The 26198-nt window shown below is 70.1% G+C and carries 18 protein-coding genes; 13 read left to right on the top strand and 5 right to left on the bottom strand.

Translation table 11 applies throughout. The features are described 5' to 3' along the window. Positions 1 to 354 precede the first annotated feature (354 nt). From OG254_RS41345 to OG254_RS41395, 11 genes are all read left to right on the top strand, one after another. The gene (locus tag OG254_RS41345; protein WP_405595500.1) at positions 355 to 1605 is read left to right on the top strand and encodes a Gfo/Idh/MocA family protein; all 1251 of its coding nucleotides are present in this window, start codon (positions 355 to 357) and stop codon (positions 1603 to 1605) included. A 36-nt stretch (positions 1606 to 1641) separates the two neighbouring features. Then, the gene (locus OG254_RS41350; protein WP_351192633.1) at positions 1642 to 2640 is read left to right on the top strand and encodes a sugar phosphate isomerase/epimerase family protein; all 999 of its coding nucleotides are present in this window, start codon (positions 1642 to 1644) and stop codon (positions 2638 to 2640) included. Positions 2641 to 3018: 378 nt separating this feature from the next. Next, the gene (locus OG254_RS41355) at positions 3019 to 6741 is read left to right on the top strand and encodes a ThuA domain-containing protein (protein ID WP_405592587.1); all 3723 of its coding nucleotides are present in this window, start codon (positions 3019 to 3021) and stop codon (positions 6739 to 6741) included. 83 nt (positions 6742 to 6824) lie between these two features. Further along, positions 6825 to 8108 (top strand): inositol-3-phosphate synthase, encoded by a 1284-nt coding sequence (locus OG254_RS41360; RefSeq protein ID WP_405592589.1) that lies wholly within the window; start codon positions 6825 to 6827, stop codon positions 8106 to 8108. Beyond that, positions 8105 to 9127 carry an SCO3242 family prenyltransferase gene (locus OG254_RS41365; protein WP_405592591.1) on the top strand — a complete coding sequence of 341 codons (1023 nt, stop codon included), beginning with the start codon at positions 8105 to 8107 and terminating at the stop codon, positions 9125 to 9127. The genes OG254_RS41360 and OG254_RS41365 overlap by 4 nt, the downstream gene beginning before the upstream one ends. Then, positions 9124 to 10155, top strand: a complete 1032-nt coding sequence (locus OG254_RS41370) for a sugar phosphate isomerase/epimerase family protein (protein WP_405592593.1) — start codon at positions 9124 to 9126, stop codon at positions 10153 to 10155. The genes OG254_RS41365 and OG254_RS41370 overlap by 4 nt, the downstream gene beginning before the upstream one ends. Continuing rightward, on the top strand, positions 10152 to 11120 hold the full coding sequence (locus OG254_RS41375) for an EboA domain-containing protein (RefSeq protein WP_405592595.1): 969 nt from the start codon (positions 10152 to 10154) through the stop codon (positions 11118 to 11120). The genes OG254_RS41370 and OG254_RS41375 overlap by 4 nt, the downstream gene beginning before the upstream one ends. Continuing rightward, positions 11120 to 12043, top strand: a complete 924-nt coding sequence (locus OG254_RS41380; RefSeq protein ID WP_405592597.1) for a TatD family hydrolase — start codon at positions 11120 to 11122, stop codon at positions 12041 to 12043. Before OG254_RS41375 ends, OG254_RS41380 begins: the two co-directional genes overlap by 1 nt. A gap of 3 nt (positions 12044 to 12046) precedes the next feature. Beyond that, a complete protein-coding gene (gene eboE, locus OG254_RS41385) occupies positions 12047 to 13216 on the top strand; it encodes a metabolite traffic protein EboE (protein WP_405592599.1) in 1170 nt (389 codons plus the stop codon). Further along, complete coding sequence (locus OG254_RS41390; RefSeq protein ID WP_405592601.1) at positions 13213 to 14667, top strand: nucleotide pyrophosphatase/phosphodiesterase family protein; 1455 nt, start codon at positions 13213 to 13215, stop codon at positions 14665 to 14667. The genes eboE and OG254_RS41390 overlap by 4 nt, the downstream gene beginning before the upstream one ends. 115 nt (positions 14668 to 14782) lie before the next feature. Then, a complete protein-coding gene (locus OG254_RS41395) occupies positions 14783 to 15829 on the top strand; it encodes a sugar phosphate isomerase/epimerase family protein (protein ID WP_405592603.1) in 1047 nt (348 codons plus the stop codon). A gap of 65 nt (positions 15830 to 15894) precedes the next feature. Here OG254_RS41395 and OG254_RS41400 read toward each other — a convergent pair whose 3' ends face one another. The 5 genes from OG254_RS41400 to OG254_RS41420 all read right to left on the bottom strand — a co-directional run bounded on the left by OG254_RS41400 (position 15895) and on the right by OG254_RS41420 (position 23878). Continuing rightward, positions 15895 to 17283, bottom strand: a complete 1389-nt coding sequence (locus OG254_RS41400; RefSeq protein ID WP_405592605.1) for an OFA family MFS transporter — start codon at positions 17281 to 17283, stop codon at positions 15895 to 15897. A 1-nt stretch (position 17284) separates the two neighbouring features. Continuing rightward, positions 17285 to 18673, bottom strand: a complete 1389-nt coding sequence (locus OG254_RS41405; protein ID WP_405592607.1) for an OFA family MFS transporter — start codon at positions 18671 to 18673, stop codon at positions 17285 to 17287. 121 nt (positions 18674 to 18794) lie between these two features. Further along, a complete protein-coding gene (locus OG254_RS41410) occupies positions 18795 to 20939 on the bottom strand; it encodes an acetate--CoA ligase family protein (protein WP_405595502.1) in 2145 nt (714 codons plus the stop codon). 4 nt (positions 20940 to 20943) lie between these two features. Further along, a complete protein-coding gene (frc, locus tag OG254_RS41415) occupies positions 20944 to 22185 on the bottom strand; it encodes a formyl-CoA transferase (protein WP_147994591.1) in 1242 nt (413 codons plus the stop codon). 10 nt (positions 22186 to 22195) lie between these two features. Beyond that, positions 22196 to 23878, bottom strand: coding sequence for a thiamine pyrophosphate-binding protein (locus OG254_RS41420; protein WP_405592609.1), 1683 nt, complete (start codon positions 23876 to 23878; stop codon positions 22196 to 22198). Positions 23879 to 24023: 145 nt separating this feature from the next. Between OG254_RS41420 and sucC the strand changes: the two genes are divergently transcribed. Continuing rightward, positions 24024 to 25157, top strand: coding sequence for an ADP-forming succinate--CoA ligase subunit beta (gene sucC / locus OG254_RS41425; RefSeq protein ID WP_405592611.1), 1134 nt, complete (start codon positions 24024 to 24026; stop codon positions 25155 to 25157). A gap of 14 nt (positions 25158 to 25171) precedes the next feature. Then, entirely contained in the window at positions 25172 to 26089 is a 918-nt protein-coding gene (sucD, locus tag OG254_RS41430) for a succinate--CoA ligase subunit alpha (RefSeq protein ID WP_405592613.1), read from the top strand. The last annotated feature ends 109 nt before the right edge of the window (positions 26090 to 26198 follow it).

Consider the following 26198-nt stretch of genomic DNA (forward strand, 5'->3'; position numbering starts at 1 on the left):
CCGACGCGGCCGAGGGGTCCGTCGGGCAGGGCCGGGAGCGTTCTGTGGATCGAGCCGGCCTGGGCTGCGGGGGTGCTGGGAGCTCGGGGGTTTCGGGAGCTCGTGGAGTTCGTACGGGATGCGGTCGGTCTGTACGGCATGCGGTCAGGTCTGTACGGCATGCCGTCAGGTCCCTATGGGATGCGGTCAGGTCCGTATGGCATGCGGTCAGGCCCGTACGGCACGTGGTCAGGCCCGTACGGCACCGCTCGGATCCGCGCGACGGCAGGCAAGGTCCGCAAGGCGACGGCCGGCGAGGTCCGCAAGGCGCTCCCCAACCCCCCACCGCGGTACGACGACGAGGAGGACCATCGCATGGGACAGCCGCAGCAGCCCGACGAGGCGCAGGCACCGGCCACGCACTCCGAAGGGGGAGTGCAGGTCACGGGGGCCCGCAAGCCACCACTGCGCGTCGGTATGGTCGGCTATGCCTTCATGGGCGCCGCCCACTCGCAGGGCTGGCGCACCGCGGGCCGGGTCTTCGACCTCCCTCGGACTCCGGTGATGGCCGCGATCTGCGGGCGGGACGCGACGGCCGTGCAGGCCGCCGCGGAACGGCACGGCTGGGAGACGGCGGAGACCGACTGGCGAGAGCTCATCGCGCGGGACGACATCGACCTCGTCGACATCTGCACCCCGGGCGACAGCCACGCCGAGATCGCGCTCGCCGCGCTGGCCGCCGGCAAGCACGTCCTGTGCGAGAAGCCCCTCGCGAACACCGTCGAGGAGGCCCAGGCGATGGCCGCAGCGGCCGAAGAGGCTTACGGGCGCGGTCAGTTGGCGATGGTCGGCTTCAACTACCGCCGTGTGCCCGCCACCGCCCTGGCCCGCAGAATGGTCGCCGAGGGCCGCCTGGGCAACCTGCGCCATGTGAGGGTGACGTATCTTCAGGACTGGCTCGTGGACCCCGAGTTCCCGCTGACCTGGCGGCTGCGCAAGGAGTTGGCCGGTTCGGGCGCGCTCGGCGACCTGGGCGCACACATCATCGACCTGGCGCAGTACCTGGCCGGGGAGCGCCTCGGCGGGGTGTCCGCCCTGACGGAGACCTTCGTGAAGGAACGCCCGCTGCCGGGCGGCCCCACGAGCGGTCTGTCCGCCGTCTCCGCGAACGGGGCCGGCCAGGTCACCGTCGACGACGCCGCCCTGTTCACCGGCCGCTTCCCCTCCGGCGCCCTCGCCTCCTTCGAGGCGACCCGCTACGCCACCGGCCGCAAGAACGCCCTGCGCATCGAGCTGAACGGCTCAGAGGGCTCGGTCGCCTTCGACCTTGAGCGGCTCAACGAGCTCTCCTATCACGACGGCAGGGAACCGGGCGCGCACGCCGGTTTCCGCCGCATCCTCGTCACCGAACCCGACCACCCCTACCTGGACGCCTGGTGGCCGCCGGGCCACGGCCTGGGCTATGAGCACACCTTTGTCCACCAGGCCCGCGACCTGGTCCACGCCATCGCCGAGGGTCGGCAGCCCGAGCCCTCCTTCGCCGACGGGCTGCAGGTGCAGCGCGTGCTCGCGGCGGTGGAGGAGAGCGCCGAGAAGAACTCCGTCTACACCCCGATCGCCGTCTGAATCACCCCGATAGCGGCCTGAGGAGGCTGACGCGCAATGCCGCGTACGTTCACGCTGTTCACCGGCCAGTGGGCCGACCTGCCGCTGGAGGAAGTCTGTCGGCTGGCCCGCGACTTCGGCTACGACGGGCTCGAACTCGCCTGTTGGGGCGACCACTTCGAGGTTGACAAGGCCCTCGCGGACCCGTCGTACATCGACTCCAGGAAGGCCCTGCTCGACAAGTACGGCCTCAAGTGCTGGGCGATCTCCAACCATCTGGTCGGCCAGGCCGTCTGTGACGCCATCATCGACGAGCGCCATCAGGGGATTCTGCCGGGCGAGGTGTGGGGAGACGGGGATCCGGAGGGTGTGCGGCAGCGCGCCGCGGCCCGTATGAAGGACACCGCGCGTGCCGCGGCCGCCCTCGGCGTCGACACGGTGATCGGCTTCACCGGCTCCGCGATCTGGCATCTGGTCGCCATGTTCCCGCCGGCGCCCGAGTCGATGATCGAACGCGGCTACGAGGACTTCGCGACGCGCTGGAACCCCATCCTCGACGTCTTCGACGAGGAGGGCGTCCGGTTCGCGCACGAGGTCCATCCCAGCGAGATCGCCTACGACTACTGGACGACCTGGCGGGCCCTGGAGGCCGTCGGGGGCCGCCCCGCCTTCGGCCTGAACTTCGACCCCTCGCACTTCGTGTGGCAGGACCTCGACCCGGTCGGGTTCCTGTGGGACTTCCGCGACCGCATCTACCACGTCGACTGCAAGGAGGCCCGCAAGCGCCTCGACGGCCGCAACGGGCGCCTCGGCTCCCATCTGCCGTGGGGCGACCCGCGCCGGGGCTGGGACTTCGTGTCGGCCGGGCACGGTGACGTGCCCTGGGAGGACGTCTTCCGGATGCTGCGGTCCATCGACTACAAGGGGCCCATCTCCGTGGAGTGGGAGGACGCCGGCATGGACCGGCTCCAGGGCGCCCCCGAGGCGCTGACCCGGCTCAAGGCCTTCGACTTCGAGCCGCCCAGCGCGTCCTTCGACGCCGCGTTCAACAGCTGAACCACGCACCCGGCGCAGGTCGGGGACGGGGACCGGAAGCACCGCCGGTCCCCCCTCCGACCTGCACGGATCCCGCTTTGTCCTGCGATGGGAAAAAGTTCAACCGATCCTGACGCAAGGGGTGTTCGCCCCGGACGGACGCGGTTACCGTCCCTGAAGTGTTCAGGACACACACAGAAGTGTTCAAGGCGCACCGAAGTGTTCAGGACACACGGAAGTGTCCAGGACGCACCGAAGTGTTCAGGACATACCGAAGTGTTCAGGACACACGGAATTGCTTACGGCACAGCCCCCTCCGGGGTGACGGCGCACCCCGGCGCCCGCACGGCACGTCTACGCACCCACCCAGTACGGCCCACCCGTTCCCGGAGGGACTTCGTGCACAGAACGAGACTCAGAAGCACCCGCACCCCGAGGCGTTCCAGGCTTCGCACCTCCCTCGCCCTGTTCACCGGCCTGCTCCTGGCCGTGGGCGCCCCGGCCACCGTCGCCGGTGCCCACCCCGGCCACCCGGAGCACGACGAACCGGCCGCCGCCGAAGGGCAGTTCCAGCAGGTTCCGCTCGCCAAGGGCGAACCCGAGATGGGCGAGCCGATGTCGCTCGCCGTGCTCCCGGACCGCAGCGTCCTGCACACCTCGCGCGACGGCACACTGCGCCTCACCGACCAGGGCGGCGTCACCAAGATCGCCGGCAAGATCCCCGTCTACAGCCACGACGAGGAGGGCCTCCAGGGCGTCGGCATCGACCCGGACTTCAAGAACAACCGGGCGATCTACCTCTACTACGCCCCGCCGCTGGACACCCCCGCGGGCGACGCCCCGGAGGCCGGCACCGCCGAGGAGTTCAAGAAGTTCGACGGCGTCAACCGCCTCTCCCGCTTCGTCCTGAACGCCAACGGCACGCTCAACACGGCCAGCGAGAAGAAGGTCATCGACGTCGCGGCCTCCCGCGGCACCTGCTGCCACGTCGGCGGCGACATCGACTTCGACGCGGCCGGCAACCTCTACCTGTCGACCGGCGACGACACCAACCCCTTCGCCTCCGACGGCTACACGCCGATCGACGTCCGCGAGGGCCGCAACCCCGCCTTCGACGCCCGCCGCAGCGCCGGCAACACCAACGACCTGCGCGGCAAGCTCCTGCGGATCAAGGTCGCCGAGGACGGCTCGTACACCATCCCGGAAGGCAACCTCTTCGCCCCGGGCACGGACAAGACCCGTCCCGAGATCTACGCGATGGGCTTCCGCAACCCGTTCCGGATGAGCGTCGACGACAAGACCGGCATCGTCTACGTCGGTGACTACGGCCCTGACGCGGGTGCCGCTTCGGCGACGCGCGGCCCGGCAGGCCAGGTCGAGTTCGCCAAGGTCACGAAGGCCGCCAACTTCGGCTGGCCCTTCTGCACCGGCAACAACGACGCCTACGTCGACTACGACTTCGCCACCGGCACCTCCGGCGCGAAGTTCGACTGCGCCGCCCCGAAGAACACCTCGCCGTACTACACGGGCCTCACCGACCTGCCGCCCGCGCAGGCCGCCTGGATCCCGTACGACGGCGGCTCCGTGCCCGAGTTCGGCACCGGCTCCGAGTCCCCGATGGGCGGCCCGGTCTACCGCTACGACCCCGACCTCGACTCCAAGGTGAAGTTCCCCGAGGCCTACGACGGTGACTTCTTCGCCGGTGAGTTCGGCCGCCGCTGGATCAAGCGGATCGAGCAGAACGACGACGGTTCCGTCGCGAGGATCAACGACTTCCCGTGGACCGGCACCCAGATCATGGACATGGAGTTCGGCCCCGACGGCGCGCTCTACGTCCTCGACTACGGCATCTCCTGGTTCCAGGGCGACGAGCACTCCGCGCTGTACCGGATCGAGAACGCCGAGGACGGCTTCTCGCCGATCGCCGAGGTCAGCGCCGACAAGACGTCCGGCGCGGCCGGCCTGAAGGTCAAGTTCACCGGCACGGCCAAGGACGCCGACTCCCCGGACCTCACCTACAGCTGGGACTTCGGCGACGGCACCAAGGGCGAGGGCCTCAACCCCACCCACCAGTACAAGAAGGTCGGCACCTACACCGCCACCTTCACCGCCAAGGACCCCGAGGGCAACACGGGCAACGCCAGCACCCGGATCGTGGTCGGCAACACCGAGCCCAAGGTGCGGATCGACATCCCGGGCAACGGCACCATGGCCGAGTTCGGCAAGCCCGTCCCGTTCAAGGTGACCGTCACCGACCCCGAGGAGACGGTCGACTGCTCCAAGGTCAAGGTCGCCTACAGCCTCGGCCACGACTCCCACGCCCACGAGCTGACCAGCGAGATGGGCTGCGCGGGCACCCTGACACCGCCGGCCGGTGACGGCGGTCACGACCCCAACGCCAACATCTACGGTGTCGTCGGCGCCAGTTACACCGACGGCGGGGCGAACGGCCAGGAGGCGCTGACCGGCACCGCCCGCGCCGTGCTCCAGCCGCTGCACCGCCAGGCCGAGCACTTCGGCACCCAGTCGGGCGTGAAGGTCTACGACAAGACCGGCGCCAACGGCGGCAAGACCGTCGGCGACATCAACGACGGCGACTGGATCGCCTTCACCCCCTACCGCTTCGACGGACAGAAGAAGATGACCGTGCGGGCCTCCTCCGGCGGCGCGGGCGGCTTCATCGAGCTGCGCACCGGCTCGCCCGACGGACCGCTGCACGGCTCGGCGTACATCCCGCCGACCGGCAGCTGGGAGACCTTCCAGAACGTCGACGTGCCGCTGCGCGCGCTGCCCAAGGGCACCACGGAGATCTACCTGGTCTTCAAGGGCGGCGAGGGCGCGCTGTACGACGTGGACGACTTCGAGTTCTCCAAGGAGCCGTTCAGGGGCGGCAAGAAGGTCCTCGTCTTCTCCAAGACCGCCGGCTTCCGGCACGACTCCATCCCGGCCGGCATCGCCGCCCTGAAGGAGCTCGGCGCCCCGGCCGGCATCACGGTCGACGCGACCGAGGAGGCCCGGCAGTTCACCACGACCAACCTCGCCAAGTACGACGCGGTGGCGTTCCTGTCCACCACCGGTGATGTGCTCAACGCCGAGCAGCAGAAGGCGTTCGAGGACTACGTGGCGGGCGGCGGCGGTTACATGGGCATCCACGCCGCGGCCGACACCGAGTACGACTGGGCGTTCTACGGCGGTCTCGTCGGCGCCTACTTCGACTCGCACCCGGCCATCCAGAAGGCCACGGTCCGCGTCGAGGACCACGACCACCCGTCGACCGCTCACCTCGGCGACGCCTGGGAGCGCACCGACGAGTGGTACAACTACCGCACCAACCCGCGCCAGCAGGCCAAGGTCCTCGCCACCCTGGACGAGACCACCTACCAGGGCGGCACCATGAAGGGCGACCACCCGATCGCCTGGTGCCAGAGCTACGGCGGCGGCCGGTCCTTCTACACCGGCGGCGGCCACACCAAGGAGTCCTACGCCGAAGAGGCCTTCCGGGCCCATCTGCTCGGCGGTCTGCAGTACGCCACCGGCCAGGTGAAGGCGGACTGCAAGCCGAGCAAGGACTACCGGAAGATCTTCAACGGCCAGACCCTGGAGGGCTGGAAGCAGGCCGGCCCCGGCCAGTTCAACGTCAAGGACGGCACCCTGGAGACCGAGGGCGGCATGGGCCTGCTCTGGTACCAGGCCAAGGACCTGAAGTCGTACTCGCTCAAGCTCGACTGGAAGATGCAGGGCGACGACAACTCCGGGATCTTCGTGGGCTTCCCGGCCTCCGACGACCCCTGGTCCGCGGTGAACAAGGGCTACGAGATTCAGATCGACGCAACAGACGCGCCCGACCGCACCACGGGCTCCGTCTACTCGTTCAAGTCGGCCGACATCAAGGCCCGTGACCGGGTTCTGCGGCCGCCCGGCCAGTGGAACTCCTACGAGATCAAGGTCCAGGGCGAACGCCTCCAGGTGTTCCTCAACGGAGTCAAGATCAACGACTTCACCAACAAGGACCCCGAGCGGAGCCTGACCGACGGTCACATCGGCCTCCAGAACCACGGCGCCGACGACCAGGTCTCCTTCCGCAACATCCAGTTGAAGGAACTGCCCACCACGGGCGGCTGAGCGGCGGCGGGCGGGGGACGCCGGACCCCCGCCCGCCGTCTTTGTCCCTCCCCCCGGGGTCCCCGCACGACAAGGAGGCTGCCATGTCCGCGTCCCTCTCCCGACCGCGTGTGGGAGTGTGGCTGATCGGAGCCCGAGGCTCCGTCGCCACCACCGTCGTCACGGGGTGCGCCGCCATCACCGCGGGGCTGCATCCGCCCACCGGCATGGTGACCGAGAGCGCAATCTTCGCCGGCAGCGGCCTGCCCGCGCTGTCCGACCTCGTCTTCGGCGGCCACGACACCCTCGACTGCCCCCTGCCCAAACGCGCCGAGACCCTGACCGCCGGCGGCGTCCTCCCGCCGGGCGTCGCCAACGCCGTCACCGCCGAACTCGCCGCCGCGGACCGGGAGATCAGGCCAGGCGGCCCCACCCGCGGGGACACCAGGAGCGAGGCCGAACTGATCACGGCCTTCGCCGACGACATACGCGACTTCGTGCACCGCCACGAGCTGGATCGGGCGGTGGTGGTGAACGTCGCTTCGACGGAACCCGCGTCCCAGGGCCCCGACTCGCCGCTCCCTGCCAGCACCTTGTACGCACTGGCGGCCCTGCGCGCGGGCTGCCCCTACGTCAACTTCACCCCGTCCGAGGGCATGCACCACCCCGTCGCCGCCCGCGAGGCCGAGCGCAGCGGCCTGCCCTACGCCGGCCGGGACGGCAAGACCGGACAGACACTGCTGCGGGCCGTGCTCGGCCCGATGTTCGCGCAGCGGGCGCTGAGCGTCCGGGCCTGGTCCGGAACGAACCTGCTCGGCGGCGGCGACGGCGCCGCCCTCGCCGACCCGGCCGCCGCGGCCGCGAAGAACGCCGGCAAGGAACGCGTCCTCGCCGACACCCTCGGCACCGTCCCCGAGGGCGAGGTGCACATCGACGACGTCCCGGCCCTCGGCGACTGGAAGACCGCCTGGGACCACATCGCCTTCGACGGCTTCCTCGGCACCCGCATGATCCTCCAGACCATCTGGCAGGGCTGCGACTCGGCCCTCGCGGCCCCCCTGGTACTGGACCTGGCCCGCCTCACCGCCCGCGCCCACGAGACCGGCCTGACCGGCCCGCTCGCCGAACTCGGCTTCTACTTCAAGGACCCGGTGGGGGACGGGCCCGCGAGCCTGGGGGAGCAGTACGCGGCGCTGACGGGACTGGGGGAGCGGCTCCGTCCGGCGAACGGGGACGGGGACGGGAACGGGGCGACGGCTCCGGGTGGGGGTCGGGGTGGGGCCGTGGAGGAGGCTGCCGCGCGGGGCGTCGGTCACCAGGAGTCCGCCGATGAGGCCGCCGTCCAGGGTGCCGATCGGCGCGAGCCCGCTGCAGGGGAGCGGCGGTGAGCCGTAGCCGGGCCTGGGCCGAACTGCTGCGGCTCCCCGCCCTGTTCACCGTCCCCGGCGACGCCCTGAGCGGTGCCGTCGCCGCCGGAGCCCGCCCCACCCCGCGCACCCTGCTCGCTATCGGCTCCTCCCTCTGTCTCTACGAGGCCGGCATGGCCCTCAACGACTGGGCGGACCGAGCGGAGGACGCCGAGGAACGCCCCCACCGCCCTCTCCCGTCCGGCCGCGTCCACCCCGCCGCTGCCTTCACCGCGGCCTGCGCCCTGACCGGCGCCGGCCTGGCCCTCGCGGCCCGCGCCGGCCGCCCGGCCCTCACGATCGCCGCACCCCTCGCGGCCACCGTCTGGGCCTACGACCTCGCCCTCAAGCACACCCCGTTCGGTCCCGCAGCCATGGCGACGGCCCGTGCCCTGGACCTCCTCCTCGGCGCCGCGGCCACCACCGGCCACACCCGCGCGGCACTCCCATCAGCCGCCCTGCTCGGCACCCACACGCTCGCGGTCACCGTGGTGTCCCGCCAGGAGACGAAGGGCGGTTCACCCTTGGCGCCCCTCGCGGCCCTGACCACGACGGCCTTCCTGAGCCGCGTCCTCGCCCACCGCCCCACCCACTCCGAGGCAGACCGACTCTCGGGAACCGGCCCGGGAGGCGCCCGCCGGGAGGCAGTCGCCCACCGTCCGCCAGCCTCTCTCACTGCCACCGCCGCAGTTGCGACCGCCCGGCACCGACGACCGAGTCCCGGCCAGGCCAGGCCGACCACCTGGGCCTGGCCGCCCGCCCGCGCCCTGACCACAGCCCTGGCTGCCACCTACGCCGCGACCGCCGCCCGCCCTTACTTCCACGCCACCCTCAACCCTTCACCTCCGCTCACCCAACGAGCCGTCGGTGGCGGCATCCGCGCCACGATCCCGCTCCAGGCCGCTCTGTCCGCCCGATCCGGAGCCGGCCTCACCGCCCTGTTCATCGCGGGACTGGCCCCCTTGGGCCGCCGGTTCGGAAGGAAGGTGAGCATCACATGAGCCACGCGACGACCGAACCGGGCCGCTCTGCCGGGGCATCGGAAGCCGACGACGACCTTCACGGCACCAGCGCCGAGCACGCCACCAACGCCCCCGTCTCTCAGGTGCCCGCCGTGACCCCCCTCCGCTTCGGCTACGGCACCAACGGCCTCGCCGACCTCCGTCTCGACGACGCCCTGGCCCTGCTCGCCGACCTCGGTTACGACGGCGTCGGCCTGACCCTCGACCACATGCACCTCGACCCGCTCGCCCCGGACCTCGCAGCCCGCACCCACCGCCTCGCGCAGCGGCTGGACGCGCTCGGTCTGGACGTCACGGTGGAAACGGGCGCCCGCTATGTGCTCGACCCCCGCCGCAAGCACGGCCCCTCCCTGCTCGACCCCGACCCGGACGACCGCGCCCGCCGCGTCGACCTGCTCATCCGTGCCGTCCGGGTGGCCGCCGACCTCGGGGCTCACGCCGTGCACTGCTTCAGCGGAATCACACCGCCGGGAACGGACACCGACACGGCCTGGCACCGCCTGACCGACGCGCTCACCCCGGTCCTGGACGCCGCCACCACCGCCGGCGTCCCTCTCGCCGTCGAACCCGAACCCGGCCACCTCCTCGCCACCCTCGCCGACTTCCACCAGCTCCGCCGCATGCTCGGCGACCCGGAACCCCTCGGTCTCACCCTCGACATCGGCCACTGCCAGTGCCTCGAACCCCTCTCGCCGGCGGACTGCATACGCGCCGCCGCCCCTTGGCTGCGCCACGTCCAGATCGAGGACATGCGCCGCGGCATCCATGAACACCTCCCTTTCGGTGACGGCGAGATCGACTTCCCGCACGTCCTCGCCGCCCTCTCCGCCACCGGCTACCAGGGGCTGACCGTCGTCGAACTGCCCCGCCACTCCCACGCGGGCCCCCACTTCGCCGAACTCTCCCTCCCCTTCCTCCGCAGCGCCGAGGCCACGGCCACCCGATCACCCGTACTCGTCCCACCCCATGGCGATCCCTCCGCCACCCCCGAAGGGAGCACCACATGACCCACCCCCGCAGCAGCCCGGCCACCCCGGGCGCGGACACCGAGGGCCACCACCCGCACACCAAGAGCGGGACGGGCAGCGAGGCCGTGCCTGACGCCGAGAGCCCCCCGCGTGCCGGGACTCAGCCAGAGGCCGAGGCCCGCACGGACGCCGACGCTCAGCCGAACGCCGACGCTCAGCCGGACGCCGACGCCCAGGCGCAAGCCCAAGCCCAGGCCCAAACGGACACCGAGGCCCCGCCGGACGCCCCGCACCCGCCGGACGCCCCGCACCCGGCGGACCTCCGAAGCACCCCCCTCGCCCTCACCCCGCCCACCGACCTGCGCGCCCACCTCACCACCCGCCTCGACACAGCCGCCCGCAACTGGCTTCATCGAGCCCTCGACGAGGCCGCGGCCAACCCCGGCACCCATGGCCCCATCTCCGCCTGGGAGCTGCGCATCGCCGAGGCCGGGCGCCGCTGCGGTCCGGAGCACGCCGACGCCGCCCGCGTCCTGATCCTGCACGCCGCCCGAGCCGACGCGGACGCCCTCACCCGGGTCTACTTCCAGGGCACCGCGGCCGAACGCCGCGCCGTCCTGCACGCGTTGCCCCACCTCGTACCCGGGCCGCAGGCCCTCCCGCTCGTCGAGGACGCCCTGCGCACCAACGACACCCGGCTCCTCGCCGCCGCCGTCGGCCCTTACGCCGCCCGGCACCTCGACTCCCACCAGTGGCGGCACGCCGTCCTGAAGTGCCTGTTCACCGGTGTCCACGTCGACACGGTGGCCGACCTGGACCGCCGCGCCCACCGCGACACCGAACTCGCCCGCATGCTCGGCGACTACGCCGCCGAACGCACCGCCGCGGGCCGTTCCGTGCCCGACGACCTGCACCGCGTCCTGACCTTGACCGACCCCACGGCCACCCCACCCGCGCCCGCCGCCGATCCCGGCAGCCGCGGCACCGACGGCAAGGAGTCCTGATGCGCCTCTTCGACCCCCACATCCACATGACGTCGCGCACCACCGACGACTACGAGGCGATGCACGCCGCTGGCGTCCGTGCCGTCGTCGAGCCCTCCTTCTGGCTCGGCCAGCCCCGCACCTCTCCCGCCTCCTTCCTCGACTACTTCGACTCTCTCCTCGGCTGGGAGCCCTTCCGCGCCGCCCAGTACGGCATCGCCCACCACTGCACGCTCGCCCTCAACCCCAAGGAGGCGAACGACCCCCGCTGCGTCCCCGTGCTCGAGGAACTGCCCCGCTATCTCCTGAAGGACCAGGTCGTCGCCGTCGGTGAGATCGGCTATGACTCGATGACCCCCGCCGAGGACGCCGCCCTCGCCGCCCAGCTCCAACTGGCCGCGGCCCACGAGTTGCCGGCGCTCGTCCACACCCCGCACCGCGACAAGCTGGAGGGCTTGCGCCGCACCCTCGACGTCGTCCGGGAGTCCGCACTGCCCCCGGACCGTGTCCTGGTCGACCACCTCAACGAGACCACCGTCAAGGAGGCCAAGGACAGCGGCTGCTGGCTCGGCTTCTCCGTCTATCCCGACACCAAGATGGACGAGGAGCGGATGGTCGCGATCCTCCGCGAGTACGGGCCCGAGCAGGTGCTGGTGAACTCCGCGGCCGACTGGGGCAGAAGCGATCCCCTGAAGACCCGCAAGGTCGCCGACCTGATGCTCGCCGAAGGCTTCGGCGAGGACGACGTCGACCTGGTGCTGTGGCGCAACCCCGTCGCCTTCTACGGACTCAGCGGTCGCCTCAACCTCGACATAGCGACCCCGGACGCGACCCACGAGGGCAACTCCATCCTCCGCGGGGCTCCAAAGGATGCGGAAAACGGACCCGTCGGCGCACCGGGAGAGCGGAACGACCCGGCTGCCGCCCCGGCCCCGGGAGCGTGACCCATGCGCTTCCGTCACCCCGACGGCTCGACCGTCCACCTCGCCTACTGCACCAACGTGCACCCGGCCGAGACCCTCGACGGCGTCCTCGCCCAACTCCGTGACCACTGCGAACCCGTCCGCCGACGGCTCGGGCGCGACCGCCTCGGGATCGGCCTGTGGCTCGCCAAGGACGCCGCCCACGCCCTCGTCACCGACCCGTCCGCCCTGCGTGGTCTGCGCACGGAACTCGACCGGCGCGGTCTCGAGGTCGTCACCCTCAACGGCTTCCCCTATGAGGGCTTCGGCGCCGAGGAGGTCAAGTACCGCGTTTACAAGCCTGACTGGGCCGACCCCGAGCGCCTCGACCACACCACCGCCCTGGCCCGTGTCCTCGCCGGTCTCCTCCCCGACGACGTCACCGAGGGCAGCATCTCCACGCTGCCCCTCGCCTGGCGCACCGCCTATGACGACGGCCGCGCCGAAACCGCCCGCACCGCCCTGCGCACGCTCGCCGAACGCCTCGATGCCCTCCAGGAGTTGACCGGGCGCGACATCCGCGTCGGCCTCGAACCCGAACCCGGCTGCACCGTCGAGACCACCGGCGACGCCATCGCCCCGCTCACCGCGATCGGACACGACCGCATCGGCATCTGCGTCGACACCTGTCACCTCGCCACCTCCTTCGAAGATCCGCTCTCCGCGCTGGACGCGCTCACCGAAGCGCGTGTCCCTGTCGTCAAGTCCCAACTGTCGGCCGCACTGCATGCCGAACACCCGCACCTCCCCGATGTCCGCGAGGCCCTCGCCGCCTTCGACGAACCCCGCTTCCTGCACCAGACCCGCACGGCCACCGCGGCGGGCCTGCGCGGCACGGACGACCTCGGCCAGGCCCTCAGCGGTGAGGCCCTCCCCGACGCCTCCCCGTGGCGCGCCCACTTCCATGTCCCGCTCCACGCGGCCCCCGCCGCACCTCTCACCTCCACGCTCGATGTCCTGAAGGCCGCGCTGGCCCGACTCGTCGGCGGCCCGCGTCCGCTCACCCGGCACCTGGAGGTCGAGACATACACCTGGCAGGCCCTGCCGGCCGAACTGCGGCCCCGCGCCCGCAGTCAGCTCACCGAGGGCATCGCCGCCGAACTCACCCTCGCCCGCGACCTGTTGACCGACCTCGGCCTGAAGGAGCTGCCATGACCGAGCCACCCGACCCGGCGGTCCCGGCAGTCCCGGCCACCCACCCGGCGCCCCGACCGGACGCCACCGCCGCCGGCCGGCCCACCCCGCTCCTCGTCCTCGACGTCGTCGGCCTCACCCCCCGTCTCCTCGACCACATGCCCCACCTCAAGACGCTCGCCCAGTCCGGTTCACGGGCGACACTCGGCACCGTCCTGCCCGCCGTCACCTGCGCCGCCCAGTCGACGTTCCTCACCGGCGCCCACCCCTCGGAGCACGGCATCGTCGGCAACGGCTGGTACTTCCGCGACCTCGGCGACGTACTCCTGTGGCGCCAGCACAACGGCCTGGTCGCCGGCGACAAACTCTGGGACGCGGCCCGCCGCGCCCACCCCGGCTACACCGTCGCCAATATCTGCTGGTGGTACGCCATGGGCGCCGACACCGACATCACCGTCACCCCCCGTCCGATCTACTACTCCGACGGCCGCAAGGAACCCGACTGCTACACGCGACCACCCGCCCTGCACGACGAACTCACCGACAAACTCGGCACCTTCCCGCTCTTCCACTTCTGGGGCCCCGGCGCGGACCTCGTCTCCAGCCGCTGGATCATCGACGCGACCCGCCACATCATCCGCACCCGGCACCCCGACCTGACGCTCTGTTACCTCCCGCATCTCGACTACGACTTGCAGCGCTTCGGCCCCGACGACCCGCGCTCGCTGAAGGCGGCCGCCGACCTGGACGCGGCCATGGCCCCGCTCCTGGACGACGCCAGGGCGCAGGACCGTACCGTCGTGGTGCTCTCCGAATACGGCATCACCCGCGCGGACCGACCCGTCGACATCAACCGCGCCCTGCGCCGCGCGGGACTGCTGGAAGTGCACACCCAGGACGGCATGGAGTACCTCGACCCGATGGCGTCACGCGCCTTCGCCGTCGCCGACCACCAGATCGCCCACGTCTACGTACGCAGGCCGGAGGATCTCGACGCGACCCGAGACGCGCTCGACGGACTGCCCGGCATCGAGCAACTCCTCGACGACGAGGGCAAGAAGGCCCACCATCTCGACCATCCGCGCTCCGGCGAACTCGTCGCCGTCGCGGAGCCGGACGCCTGGTTCACGTACTACTACTGGCTCGACGACGCCCGCGCACCCGACTTCGCGCGACTCGTCGAGATCCACCGCAAACCCGGCTACGACCCGGTCGAACTCTTCATGGATCCCCTCGACCCCTACGTCAAGGTCAAGGCCGCGACCGCGCTCGCCCGCAAGAAACTCGGCATGCGCTACCGCATGGCGGTCGTGCCCCTGGATCCGTCACCTATTCGCGGCAGCCACGGCCGCCTCCCAGAGAGCGACGACGACGGTCCGCTCCTCATCTGCTCCACCCCCCGCGCTGTCGGCGACCGCGTAGCGGCCACCGACGTGAAGTCACTCCTGCTCCAACTCGCCGGTCTCGGCTGACCGGTCACGACCGGCACGCACCAACTAGCCGGTCCCACCGGCCCGTCGCTTCCGACTGGTCCCCAGTGAAGCACTCACCACTGACAACGGCCTTCGATCTCAAGGAGTTCCAGGCATGAGCCGCTTTTCCCAGACGGACCCCGAACTCACCCACCGCCTCAGCAGACGAGGCATGCTCGGCGTCGCGGCGGGCGCCACGGCCGCCGCTCTTGTGGGCGCCGCCACCACCCCCGCGACCGCCGCCCCCGCTCCCGGCGCGGCCTCCCACGGCGGCGGCCGCGGCCGTCCCGTCCTTCCGCCCGGCCGTCTCGGCATCCAGCTCTACAGCCTGCGCGACAAGGTCTCCACCCTCGGCTTCGCGCCCGTCTTCGCCGAACTGGAGAAGTACGGCTACGACGAGGTGGAGTTCGCCGGATACACCCAGGGCTCGGCCGGCCCGATCACCCTCGCCCAGCTCAAGCGGCTCGCGAGGAACCACGGCCTCAACCCGATCGGCAGCCACGTCGGCTACTACTCCAACGACCCGGGCGCCTACACCTTCGCCCAGAACCTCACCAAGGTCCTGGACGACGCCCAGGCCCTCGGCCTGAAGCACATAGGCACCGCGTCCGGACCCTTCCGCTACGGCTCCACCGTCGACGCCTGGAAGCGCGCCGCCGAGGAGTTCAACACCTACGGTGCGGCGGCCAGAGCGCGCGGCATGAAGTTCTACCAGCACAACCACTCCGAAGAGTTCTCCTTCGCCACCGACAACCCCAAGGTCCGTCTCTACGACGTGCTGCTCGCCGAGACCGACCCCGACCTCGTCTTCCTGGAGATGGACATCTACTGGGCCTACTCGGGCCAGTTCCGCTTCTCCAAGCGCCCCGACGGCTCACCCGCCCCCTTCGAGCCGCTCGACTACGTCCTGAAGCAGCCCCACCGTTACCCGCTCTTCCACGTCAAGGATGGCGTGAGCGACCCGTCCGACACGTACGGCTACCGCATGGTCGACGTCGGCGACGGCGACATCGACTACAAGAAGTTCATCTCCGCCGTGACGCGGCTGCGCGGGCAGCGCTCCGCCCACCACTGGCAGGCCGAGCACGACAACCCGACCGAGTCCTTCACGTTCGCCCGTCGGTCGAGCGAGCACCTGCACTCGCTGCGGGAGAAGTGCTGACGGCCGTACCACGATGAGGAGGCCCTCCCCGGAAACCGGGAGGGCCTCCTCATGTGCGGTACTCGTCAGCCTGCGGGACTCGGCACCGCCGTCCTCCCCGGCTGCCGCAGCAGCAACGCGATCGCCGCCGCCACGATCGACACGCCGCCGGCCAGGGCGTAGGCGCCGTCGTAACCCCAGGCCGCGACGACCATGGAGCCGAGACCGCCGCCGAACAGGCCGCTGACCAGCTTGCCGCTGTAGACGAGGCCGTAGTTGGTCGCGTTGTAGTTCTCCCCGAAGTAGTCGGGGGTGAGCGCCGCGAAGAGCGGGTAGAAGGCGCCGCCGCCGAAGCCGGAGAGGAACGCGAAGAACAGGAACAGCCACTCGCTCCTGAGGTCTCCGGCCCAGATCACACCGAACTGGGAGAGACCCAGCACGACGATCACGAACACCAGGGTCGGCTTACGGCCCCACCGGTCCGACAGCCAGCCCACGACACCGCGGCCGACGCCGTTGATGACCGCCATCACACCCATGGACGACGCCGCGACCAGCGGGCCGAAGCCCACGTCCTTCGCGTAGTCGACCTGGAAGGAGATCCCGAAGATCGACACCCCGGCGGTCAGCACCACGGACAGCCACATCAGTGGCAGCATGCCCGTCCTGATGGCCTCCCGCGGCGTGTACTGCTTCACCGCCGGAGGGTTCTTGGCCAGGCTCACCGCGCTCTTCTGACTGCCCGCGTACGAGAGCGGATCGATGTCCGCGGGCCACCAGTTCTTCGGCGGGTCCTTGAAGAAGAACGCGCATCCGAAGACGACGATCATGATGTAGCAGCCGATCAGGTCCAGCACCCGGTGGTAGTTCGCGGTGTCGAACCCGTAGTTGAAGATGAAGATGAACGGCAGCGATCCGTACGCGAACCCGCCATTGACGAACCCGGTCCGGGCGCCACGCCGCTCGGGGAACCACTTGCCGACCATGTTGATGCAGGTCGCGTAGATCAGGCCGGCGCCGATGCCGCCGATGACACCGAATCCGAGGATCGCGAGCCGGACATCGCTCAGGTGCGACAGTGAGAGGAACCCCAGCAGGCACATGCCGGATCCGATGTACATCGCGGTGCGGGCCGTCAGGATGCCCTTCTCGCGCAGCCAGCCCGCCGGGAAGGCGATGCCGGCCTGGAAGAACACCCAGACGCTGAGGATCCAGAAGGTGTTGCTCTGCGTCCAGCCGTGCGCGTGGGACAGGGTGTCCTCCGCGGAGCCGTACGCGTATTCGAAGACGCTGATGGCCATCATGGCGATCCACGGGAGATACACCATGAGTTTGCGGGAGTGGCCGAGGATGTCGCGGTCGGTCTCGCCGATGCGGTAGACGCGACCTCGCGCGTCGGCCACCTCGCGGTAGGGACGGTGTGCGGCGTCGGATGGTGCGGACGAGCTCTTTGCTGCGTACGGATCTGCCGTCATGTCAGGCCATGTCCTCGCCGAGAGGTTGGGGGTTGGGGGCGATACCGCGCGTGTTCTTGTCGCGTCCCGGTGGGCTGAGGAACAGTGCCACGCAGCCGGCGAAGAGCGAGATGGAGCCGGCCAAAATGAAGGCACCGGAGTGTCCCCACGCGCTGACGACCACGGCACCCATGCCCGCGCCCAGACCTGAGACGAGCTTGGCGCTGTAGACCATGCCGTAGTTGGACGCGTTGTTGTTCTCGCCGAAGTAGTCGGCGGTGAGTGCCGCGAACATCGGGAAGATGGCGCCGCCGCCGAAGCCGGAGATCGCCGAGAAGATCAGGAAGAACGTCAGGTGCTTGCTCTCGGCCGACCAGAGGATGCCGTACTGGGCGAGACCCAGGATGACGCAGACGGCGAGCAGGCACCTCTTGCGGCCGTAGAGGTCGGACAGCCAGCCGATCACGCCGCGGCCGGTGCCGTTGACGACCGCCTTGAGGGACATGGCCGTGGCCACGATCCCGCCCGCGAATCCTGCCTCCTCGCCGATGTCCACCTGGAATGCGATACCGAAGATGTTCACGCCGGACGTGCACGCCAGACAGAACCACATCAGGGCGACCCGGCCGGTCTTCCATGCCTCGATGGGGGTGTACTGGCGCACCGCGGGCGGGTTCATCCGCATCGAGCGGGCCGCGCGCGGGTCCTTCGGAGGGTTGAGGGGGTCGATCTCCGCGGGCCACCAGTTCATCGGCGGGTCCTTGAAGAAGAAGCCGGCCACCCCCACCATCAGGGCGAGGAAGAGACCGACCGAGACCAGCACCCAGCGGAAGTTGGTCAGGTCCATGTAGCCGGTGAAGAGGAAGACGAAGGGCACCGAGCCGTAGGCGAAGCCGCCGTTGACGAATCCGGTCTTGCCGCCCTTACGCTCCGGATACCACTTGCCGACCATGTTGACGCAGGTGGCGTAGACCATGCCGGCACCCATGCCGCTGAACATGCTGAAGCCGATGTAGGCGACGACGACATGTGGTGCGTAGGCCAGCGAGAGATAGCCCAGCAGTGTGCCCGCCGCACCCAGCATCATGGCGAAACGGGCCGGCAGTTTGCCGGACTCGCGCAGCTTGCCGGCCGGGAAGGCCACCGCGGCCTGGAAGAACACCCAGACCGTCATCATCCAGAAGATGTGCGCACTGGCCCAGTGGTGCGCGGTGTGGAGCGTGTCCTCGGCGGACGCGAACGCGTACTCGGCGGAGGAGATGCCCATCATGCCGATCCAGGGCAGGATCACCATCCACTTGCGTTTGCGCCCCATGATGTCGATGTCGGACTCGCCGACGCGGTAGACGCGTCCGTTCTTGTCGGTCACCTCCCGATAGGTGGCGACTCGCGTAACGTCAGTGGTAGTCACGTTGATTGCACCCCTTGCGTCGAAAGTTCTGGCCAGCGCCCCCTGTCCAATGCCTTTCGTGCGCGCGCGGGTCCCGGGGCCGGCCGACGCGCACCGTCGGCCGGCCCCCCGCTGCCTCACCTCATGAGCCGCCCCCCAACAGTCCCGCCGCCCGCGCCCAGCGGTACTTGGCGCCCAGCACGGCCACCGGCTTCTCGGTCGTGTACGGGTACGCCACGACCCCCCGCTCGTACAGGTACTGGCAGGCCTCCTCGACCTCCACGTCACCCGCGAGCGAGGCGACGACAGGCTTCTCTATGCCGCGCTCCCGGAATTCGGCGACCACGCGCGCGGTGAGCTCCGCGAAGACCATCGGGGGAGTGACGATCGTGTGCCAGTAGCCCAGGACCAACGCGTGGATGCGCGGATCCTCCAGGCCGAGCCGGATCGTCGCCTCGTACGTCGACGGCGGCTCGCCGCCCGTGATGTCCACCGGGTTGCCCGCGGCCCCGAAGGGCGGGATGAACTTCCTGAAGGCCTCGTCCAGGTCCGGCGGGATCTCCATCAGGGACAGGCCGTTGTCGGTCACCGCGTCCGACAGCAGTACGCCGCTGCCGCCGGCCCCGGTGATGATCACGATGTTGTCGCCCTTGGGGGCGGGCAGTACCGGCAGCCCGCGCGCGTACTCCAGCATGTCGTTCAGCCCGGGCGCCCGGATGACACCGGCCTGCTTCAGGATGTCCTCGTACACGGCGTCGTCGCCGGCGAGGGCTCCGGTGTGCGAGCCGGCGGCCTTGGCGCCCGCGGCCGTACGCCCCGCCTTGAGGACGATGACCGGCTTCTTCGGTACGGTCGCCTGCGCGGCCTCGACGAAGGCGCGCCCGTCCTTGAGGTCCTCCAGGTGCATCGCGATGCACTCGGTGTGCGGGTCCTCGCCGAACCAGGTCAGCAGGTCGTCCTCGTCCAGGTCGGACTTGTTGCCGAGGCCCACGATCGCCGACACGCCCGTCTTCGTGGTCCGCGCGAAGCCCAGGATGGCCATCCCGATGCCGCCGGACTGCGAGGTCAGCGCCACCCCGCCCTTGACGTCGTACGGCGTGCAGAACGTGGCGCACAGGTCCTGCCACGTCGAGTAGTAGCCGTAGATGTTCGGTCCCAGCAGCCGGATGCCGTGCCGCTCGGCGATGTCCACGATCTCGTCCTGGAGCTCGTGCTCACCGGTCTCCGCGAACCCGGAGGGGATCAGTACGGCGTTGGGGATCCCCTTGCGTCCCACCTCCTCCAGGGCCGAGGCCACGAACTTGGCGGGGATAGCGAAGACCGCCACATCCACCTCACCGGGAACGTCCGTGACACTCTTGTACGCCTTGCGGCCCAGAATGTCATCGGCCTTGGGGTTCACCGGGTGGATGTCCCCGGCGTAACCACCGTCGATGAGGTTGCGCATGACCGAATTGCCGATCTTGCCCTGCTCGTTGGAAGCCCCGATCACGGCGACCGACGACGGCTGCATCAGGCGGCGCATCGAGGTGAGGATCTCCTCGCGCGTGTAACGACGCCTGGGCTTGGCCGGAGCCTCGGAGAGGATCACGCGGATGTCGGCGGCGACCGCGCCCTCGGCGGTGGCGATCACCGGGTTGAGGTCGACCTCGGCGATCTCCGGGAAGTCCGCGACCAGTTGCGACACGCGGCGGATCTGCTCGGCGACGGCCCACCGGTCCACGGCCGCCTGGCCGCGCACGCCGCGCAGGATCTCCGCCGCCCGGATCGAGTCCAGCATGGACAGCGCCTCGTCGGCGGACACGGGTGCGAGCCGGAAGGTGACGTCCTTGAGGACCTCGACGAGCACTCCGCCGAGCCCGAAGGCGACCACCTTCCCGAACGTCGGGTCGGTGACCGCGCCGACGATGACCTCCTGCCCCTGCGGCAGCAGCTCCTGCACCTGCACGCCCTCGATCCGGGCGTCCGCGTTGTACGCGCGCGCGTTGTCGACGATCCTGTGAAACGCCGCCCGTACGTCCGTCGCGCCCTCGACGCCGACGATCACGCCGCCCGCGTCGGTCTTGTGGAGGATGTCCGGCGAGACGATCTTCATCACCACGGGCCCGCCGAAGCGAGCGGCGTACGCCACCGCCTCGTCGACGTCCGTCGCGAGCTCCTCGCCCGGTACGGCGATCCCGTACGCGTCGGCGATCACCTTGCCCTCGGGCGCGGTCAGCGCGGTCCGTCCCTCGGCCCGCACGGAGTCGAGAAGCGTCCGCACCCTGAGCTCGCGGTCTTCGGCCATCACGTCAGATCACTCCGTTCGACTTGAGCAGGCGCAGCTCCTCGTCACCGAGGCCGAGCTCGCCGATGTAGACCTCTGCGTTGTGCTGTCCGAGCAGCGGCGAACTGCTCACCTCGACGGGGGAGTCGGAGAGCTTCAGCGGGCTGCCCACGGTCACGAACTCGCCCCGCTCGGGGTGCGGCACGGTGACGACCATCTCGTTGTCGACCAGCGAGGCGTCCTCGATGATCTCCTTCGTCGACAGGATCGGCCCGCACGGGATGTTGTGGGCGTTGAGCTTCTCCAGCACTTCCCACTTGGGCAGGGTCGAGGACCACTCCTCGATCAGCTGGAACATCTTGCTGAGCTTGGGCAGCCGGGCCTCCGGTGTCGCCCACTCGGGGTCACCTGCGAGTTCGGGCCGGCCGATGAGCTCACTGAGCGGCTGCCAGCCGACGGGCTGCACGATGACGTACACGTAGTCGTTCGGGCCGCCCGGCGCGCACTTGACCGCCCAGCCGGGCTGACCGCCGCCGGAGGCGTTTCCCGAGCGGGGAACTTCCGTGCCGAAGTCCTCGTTCGGATATTCAGCGAGCGGCCCATGTGCCAGGCGTTGCTGATCCCTCAGCTTCACCCGGCACAGGTTGAGTACAGCGTGCTGCATGGCCACGTTGACCCGCTGCCCACGCCCGGTGTTCTCGCGCTGGAACAGCGCCGCGAGAATCCCCGCGACGGCGTGCACACCCGTCCCCGAGTCCCCGATCTGGGCTCCGGTCGCCAGCGGCGGCCCGTCCTCGAAACCGGTGGTCGACATCGACCCGCCCATGGCCTGAGCGACGACCTCGTACGCCTTGAAGTTGGTGTACGGGCCTTCGCCGAACCCCTTGATGGAGGCATAGACGATACGCGGATTGATCTCCTGGATGCGGTCCCAGGTGAAGCCCATCCGGTCGACCGCGCCCGGTCCGAAGTTCTCGACCATGACGTCGGAGCGCCTGATCAGCTCGGTGAGGATCTCCTTGCCGCGCTCGGTCTTGGTGTTGAGAGTGATGCTCCGCTTGTTGCAGTTGAGCATCGTGAAGTAGAGGGAGTCGACGTCCGGGAGGTCACGCAACTGCTTGCGCGTGATGTCTCCGGTCGGCGCCTCCAGCTTGACGACGTCCGCGCCGAGCCAGGCGAGCAGCTGCGTCGCGGAGGGCCCGGACTGGACGTGGGTCATGTCCAGGACGCGGATGCCTTCGAGAGCCTTGGTAGGCGTGCCAGTCATGGAGGCCACCTCACTTGTACATGGTCTGGTTCATGGTTCCGGGGGCGTACGCGTCCGGGTCGACCCAGACGTTGATCAGCGACGGCTTCCCGGACTCGCGGGCGCGCCGCAGCGCGGGGCCGATGTCGGCGGGGTCACGGACCTCCTCGCCGTAACCGCCCAGCATCTGCGCGAACTTGTCGTAGTGGACGTCGCCGAGGGTGTTGCCGACCCGCTCGCGCTCCAGGCCGTACTTCTGGGCCTGGCCGTAGCGGATCTGGTTCATGGAGGAGTTGTTGCCGACGATGCCGACGAAGGGGAGGTTGTAGCGGACGAGGGTTTCGAAGTCCCAGCCGGTGAGGGAGAACGCGCCGTCGCCGAAGAGTGCGACGACCTCCTTGTCGGGCCGCGCCTGCTTGGCCGCGAGCACGAACGGCACCCCGACGCCGAGCGTGCCCAGCGGGCCCGGGTCCATCCAGTGACCGGGCGACTTGGGCTGCACGACCTGACCGGAGAAGGTGACGATGTCGCCGCCGTCGCCGATGTAGATCGAGTCCTCGGTGAGGAAGTCGTTGATCTCGCTGACCAGCCGGTACGGGTGGATCGGTGAGGCGTCCGACTTCAGGCTCGGCAGCCGCTTCTCCAGAGCGGTCTGCTCGGCCGCGCGCAGCTCGTCGAGCCACTCCTTGCGCTTGGACGCGCCACCGTTGACGCGTCCGGAAGCGGCCTCGGTGACCGACTTCAGCACCAGTCCGGCGTCGCCCACGATGCCGAGGTCGATGTCGCGGTTCTTGCCGACGGTGCGGTAGTCGAGGTCGATCTGCACGACGGTCGCGTCCGGGGACAGCCGCTTGCCGTAGCCCATGCGGAAGTCGAAGGGCGTGCCGACGATCACGATGACATCGGCGTTGGAGAAGGCGTACCGCCGCGACAGCTGGAAGTGGTGCGGGTCGCCGGGCGGGAGGGTGCCGCGACCGGCCCCGTTCATGTAGGCCGGGATGTTGAGGGTGCGTACGAGTTCGATGGCCGCCTCGGTGCCGCGCGTCGTCCACACCTGGCTGCCGAGCAGAATGGCCGGCTTCTCGGCGTGGACCAGCAGGTCGGCGAGCTTCTCGATGGCCTCGGGGTCGCCGGCCGAGCGGGTGGAGGCACGGTAGGCGCCCTCCTTCGGCACACGCGCCTTGCTCACCGGCACCTTGGCGTCGAGGACGTCGCGCGGGATCTCCAGGAAGGAGGGCCCGGGAGCACCGTGGTAGCACTCGCGAAACGCCATGGACACCATGTCCGCCGCGCGTGCCGTGTCCGGCACGGCCGCCGCGAACTTGGTGATCGGCGTCATCATGTCGACGTGCGGAAGGTCCTGGAGGGACCCCATCTTGTGCTGGGTGAGGGCGCCTTGGCCGCCGATGAGCAGCATCGGTGACTCGGCGCGGAAGGCGTTGGCGACTCCGGTGACGGCGTCGGTGGTGCCGGGACCCGCGGTGACGACCGCGCAGCCGGGCTTGCCGGTGATGCGGGCGTAACCGTCGGCGGCGTGTGCGGCGACCTGCTCGTGACGGACGTCGACGACCTCGATGCCCTCGTCGACGCAGCCGTCGTAGATGTCGATGATGTGGCCGCCGCACAAGGTGTAGATGCGGTCGACCCCCTCGGCCTTCAGCGCCTTGGCAACGAGATGACCACCGGAAATGACGTCCTGGGTGTCGTCGGGCATGGCGAAGTCCTGTCCCTTCGTAGGGGGGTGGAACGGCTCTCGCGGTACATTGCATACAGTCGACGAATACTGTATGAACCTTGTTATCCCGCATCCGGTGGGTGGTGTCCAGGGGGCGTGCGGCACTTTTGAGTCAGGAGCCGGAATGGACCTGTACGAACACCAGGCAAGGGAACTCTTCGAAGAACACGGCATCTTGGTGCCACGGGCGGAGGTGACGGACTCACCCAAGGAAGCCCGCGGGATCGCACGCCGGCTCGGCGGCCGGGTCGTGGTCAAGGCGCAGGTGAAGACGGGTGGCCGGGGCAAGGCCGGCGGTGTGAAGGTCGCCGCGGATCCGGCCGCCGCCGAGATCACGGCCCGCCAGATCCTCGGCATGGACATCAAGGGCCACACGGTCGGCAAGGTGATGCTGGCCCAACCCGTCGACATCGAGACCGAGTTCTATGTGTCCTACGTACTCGACCGCGCAGCCGGCGGCTTCCTCGCCATCGCCTCGGCCGAGGGCGGCATGGACATCGAGGAGGTCGCCGCCACCCGGCCCGAGGCCGTGGCCCGTATCCCCATCGACCCGGCCGAGGGCGTCACCTCGGCGAAGGCCGGTGAGATCGTCGAAGCGGCAGGCCTGCCACCCCAGACCGTCGACGTGCTCGTGCGGCTGTGGGAGGTACTGGTCCGCGAGGACGCCCTCCTCGTCGAGGTCAACCCGCTCGTACGCACGGGGCAGGGACAGATCCTCGCCCTCGACGGCAAGGTCACCCTGGACGACAACGCCCGCTTCCGCCAGGCACGCTGGGGCGCCGACGGCGTCGAGCACGACGACGCGCTGGAGGCGGCGGCCGCGGCCAAGGGCCTCAACTACGTCAAGCTCGACGGCGAGGTCGGCATCATCGGCAACGGCGCCGGGCTGGTCATGTCCACCCTCGACGTCGTCGCGGGCTGCGGCGCCCGCCCCGCCAACTTCCTCGACATCGGCGGCGGCGCATCGGCCCAGATCATGGCCGACGGGCTCTCCGTCATCCTCTCCGACCCGGCCGTGAAGTCGGTCTTCGTCAACGTCTTCGGCGGGATCACCGCGTGCGACGCGGTCGCCGACGGCATCGTGCAGGCCCTGGACTCCGTCCAGTTGACCAAGCCGCTCGTCGTGCGCCTCGACGGCAACAACGCCGCCCGTGGCCGCGCCATCCTCGACGGACGCGCCCACCCCCTGGTCCAGCAGGCCACCACCATGGACGGCGCCGCGCAGCGCGCCGCCCAACTCGCCGCCGCCACAGCCTGAGGAGACATGACGACATGGCCATCTACCTCACCAAGGAGAGCAAGGTCCTCGTCCAGGGCATGACCGGCGGCGAGGGCATGAAGCACACCCGGCGCATGCTCGCCGCCGGCACGAACGTCGTCGGCGGCGTCAACCCGCGCAAGGCGGGCCGCACCGTCGACTTCGACGTCCCCCAGTGCCTCAAGGGCCTGGGAGGTACCCCCATCGCCGTCCCGGTGTTCGGCTCGGTCGCCGACGGCATGCGCGCGACCGGCGCCGACGTGACCGTCGTCTTCGTGCCGCCCGCCTTCACCAAGGCGGCCGTCATCGAAGCCGCCGACGCCGGCATCGGACTCGCCGTCGTGATCACGGAGGGCATCCCGGTCCACGACTCGGTCGTCTTCACCGCGTACGCGAAGGCCAAGGGCACCCGCATCATCGGCCCCAACTGCCCCGGCCTGATCACCCCCGGCCAGTCCAACGCGGGCATCATCCCGGCCGACATCACCAAGCCCGGCCGTATCGGCCTGGTCTCCAAGTCCGGCACGCTCACCTACCAACTGATGTACGAGCTGCGCGACATCGGGTTCTCCACCTGCGTCGGTATCGGCGGCGACCCGGTCGTCGGCACGACCCACATCGACTGCCTGGCCGCCTTCCAGGACGACCCCGACACCGAGTTGATCGTCCTCATCGGCGAGATCGGCGGCGACGCCGAGGAACGCGCGGCCGCCTACATCCGCGACCACGTCACCAAGCCGGTCGTCGGCTACATCGCCGGCTTCACCGCACCCGAGGGCAAGACCATGGGGCACGCGGGCGCGATCGTGTCCGGCTCCTCCGGTACGGCGGCGGCGAAGGAGGAGGCGCTGGAAGCGGTGGGGGTGGGGGTCGGCAGCACGCCCACCGAGACCGCGCGCCTGGTGCTGGAGCGCCTCGGCGCGAACGCGTGACGCCACTCATAGTCGACGCGAGGTCGCTTACCGGAGTCTCCGTGCCCCGCTAGCGTCCGCCGTAGCCATGTACGACCGCCCCCGATTGTGCACCGAGAGCGGAGAACCG

It is taken from the genome of Streptomyces sp. NBC_01092 (genome assembly GCF_045039535.1).
Taxonomy (GTDB): Bacteria; Actinomycetota; Actinomycetes; order Streptomycetales; family Streptomycetaceae; genus Streptomyces.

Bases quoted from the DNA above. Each gene is read 5' to 3' on its own strand.
- OG254_RS41380 (WP_405592597.1), top strand. From the start codon at position 11,120: ATGCGCCTCTTCGACCCCCACATCCACATGACGTCGCGCACCACCGAC.
- OG254_RS41350 (WP_351192633.1), top strand. From the start codon at position 1,642: ATGCCGCGTACGTTCACGCTGTTCACCGGCCAGTGGGCCGACCTGCCG.
- OG254_RS41360 (WP_405592589.1), top strand. From the start codon at position 6,825: ATGTCCGCGTCCCTCTCCCGACCGCGTGTGGGAGTGTGGCTGATCGGA.
- sucC (WP_405592611.1), top strand. From the start codon at position 24,024: ATGGACCTGTACGAACACCAGGCAAGGGAACTCTTCGAAGAACACGGC.
- OG254_RS41345 (WP_405595500.1), top strand. From the start codon at position 355: ATGGGACAGCCGCAGCAGCCCGACGAGGCGCAGGCACCGGCCACGCAC.
- eboE (WP_405592599.1), top strand. From the start codon at position 12,047: ATGCGCTTCCGTCACCCCGACGGCTCGACCGTCCACCTCGCCTACTGC.
- frc (WP_147994591.1), bottom strand. From the start codon at position 22,185: ATGACTGGCACGCCTACCAAGGCTCTCGAAGGCATCCGCGTCCTGGAC.
- sucD (WP_405592613.1), top strand. From the start codon at position 25,172: ATGGCCATCTACCTCACCAAGGAGAGCAAGGTCCTCGTCCAGGGCATG.
- OG254_RS41410 (WP_405595502.1), bottom strand. From the start codon at position 20,939: ATGGCCGAAGACCGCGAGCTCAGGGTGCGGACGCTTCTCGACTCCGTG.
- OG254_RS41395 (WP_405592603.1), top strand. From the start codon at position 14,783: ATGAGCCGCTTTTCCCAGACGGACCCCGAACTCACCCACCGCCTCAGC.
- OG254_RS41375 (WP_405592595.1), top strand. From the start codon at position 10,152: ATGACCCACCCCCGCAGCAGCCCGGCCACCCCGGGCGCGGACACCGAG.
- OG254_RS41370 (WP_405592593.1), top strand. From the start codon at position 9,124: ATGAGCCACGCGACGACCGAACCGGGCCGCTCTGCCGGGGCATCGGAA.
- OG254_RS41400 (WP_405592605.1), bottom strand. From the start codon at position 17,283: ATGACGGCAGATCCGTACGCAGCAAAGAGCTCGTCCGCACCATCCGAC.
- OG254_RS41420 (WP_405592609.1), bottom strand. From the start codon at position 23,878: ATGCCCGACGACACCCAGGACGTCATTTCCGGTGGTCATCTCGTTGCC.
- OG254_RS41390 (WP_405592601.1), top strand. From the start codon at position 13,213: ATGACCGAGCCACCCGACCCGGCGGTCCCGGCAGTCCCGGCCACCCAC.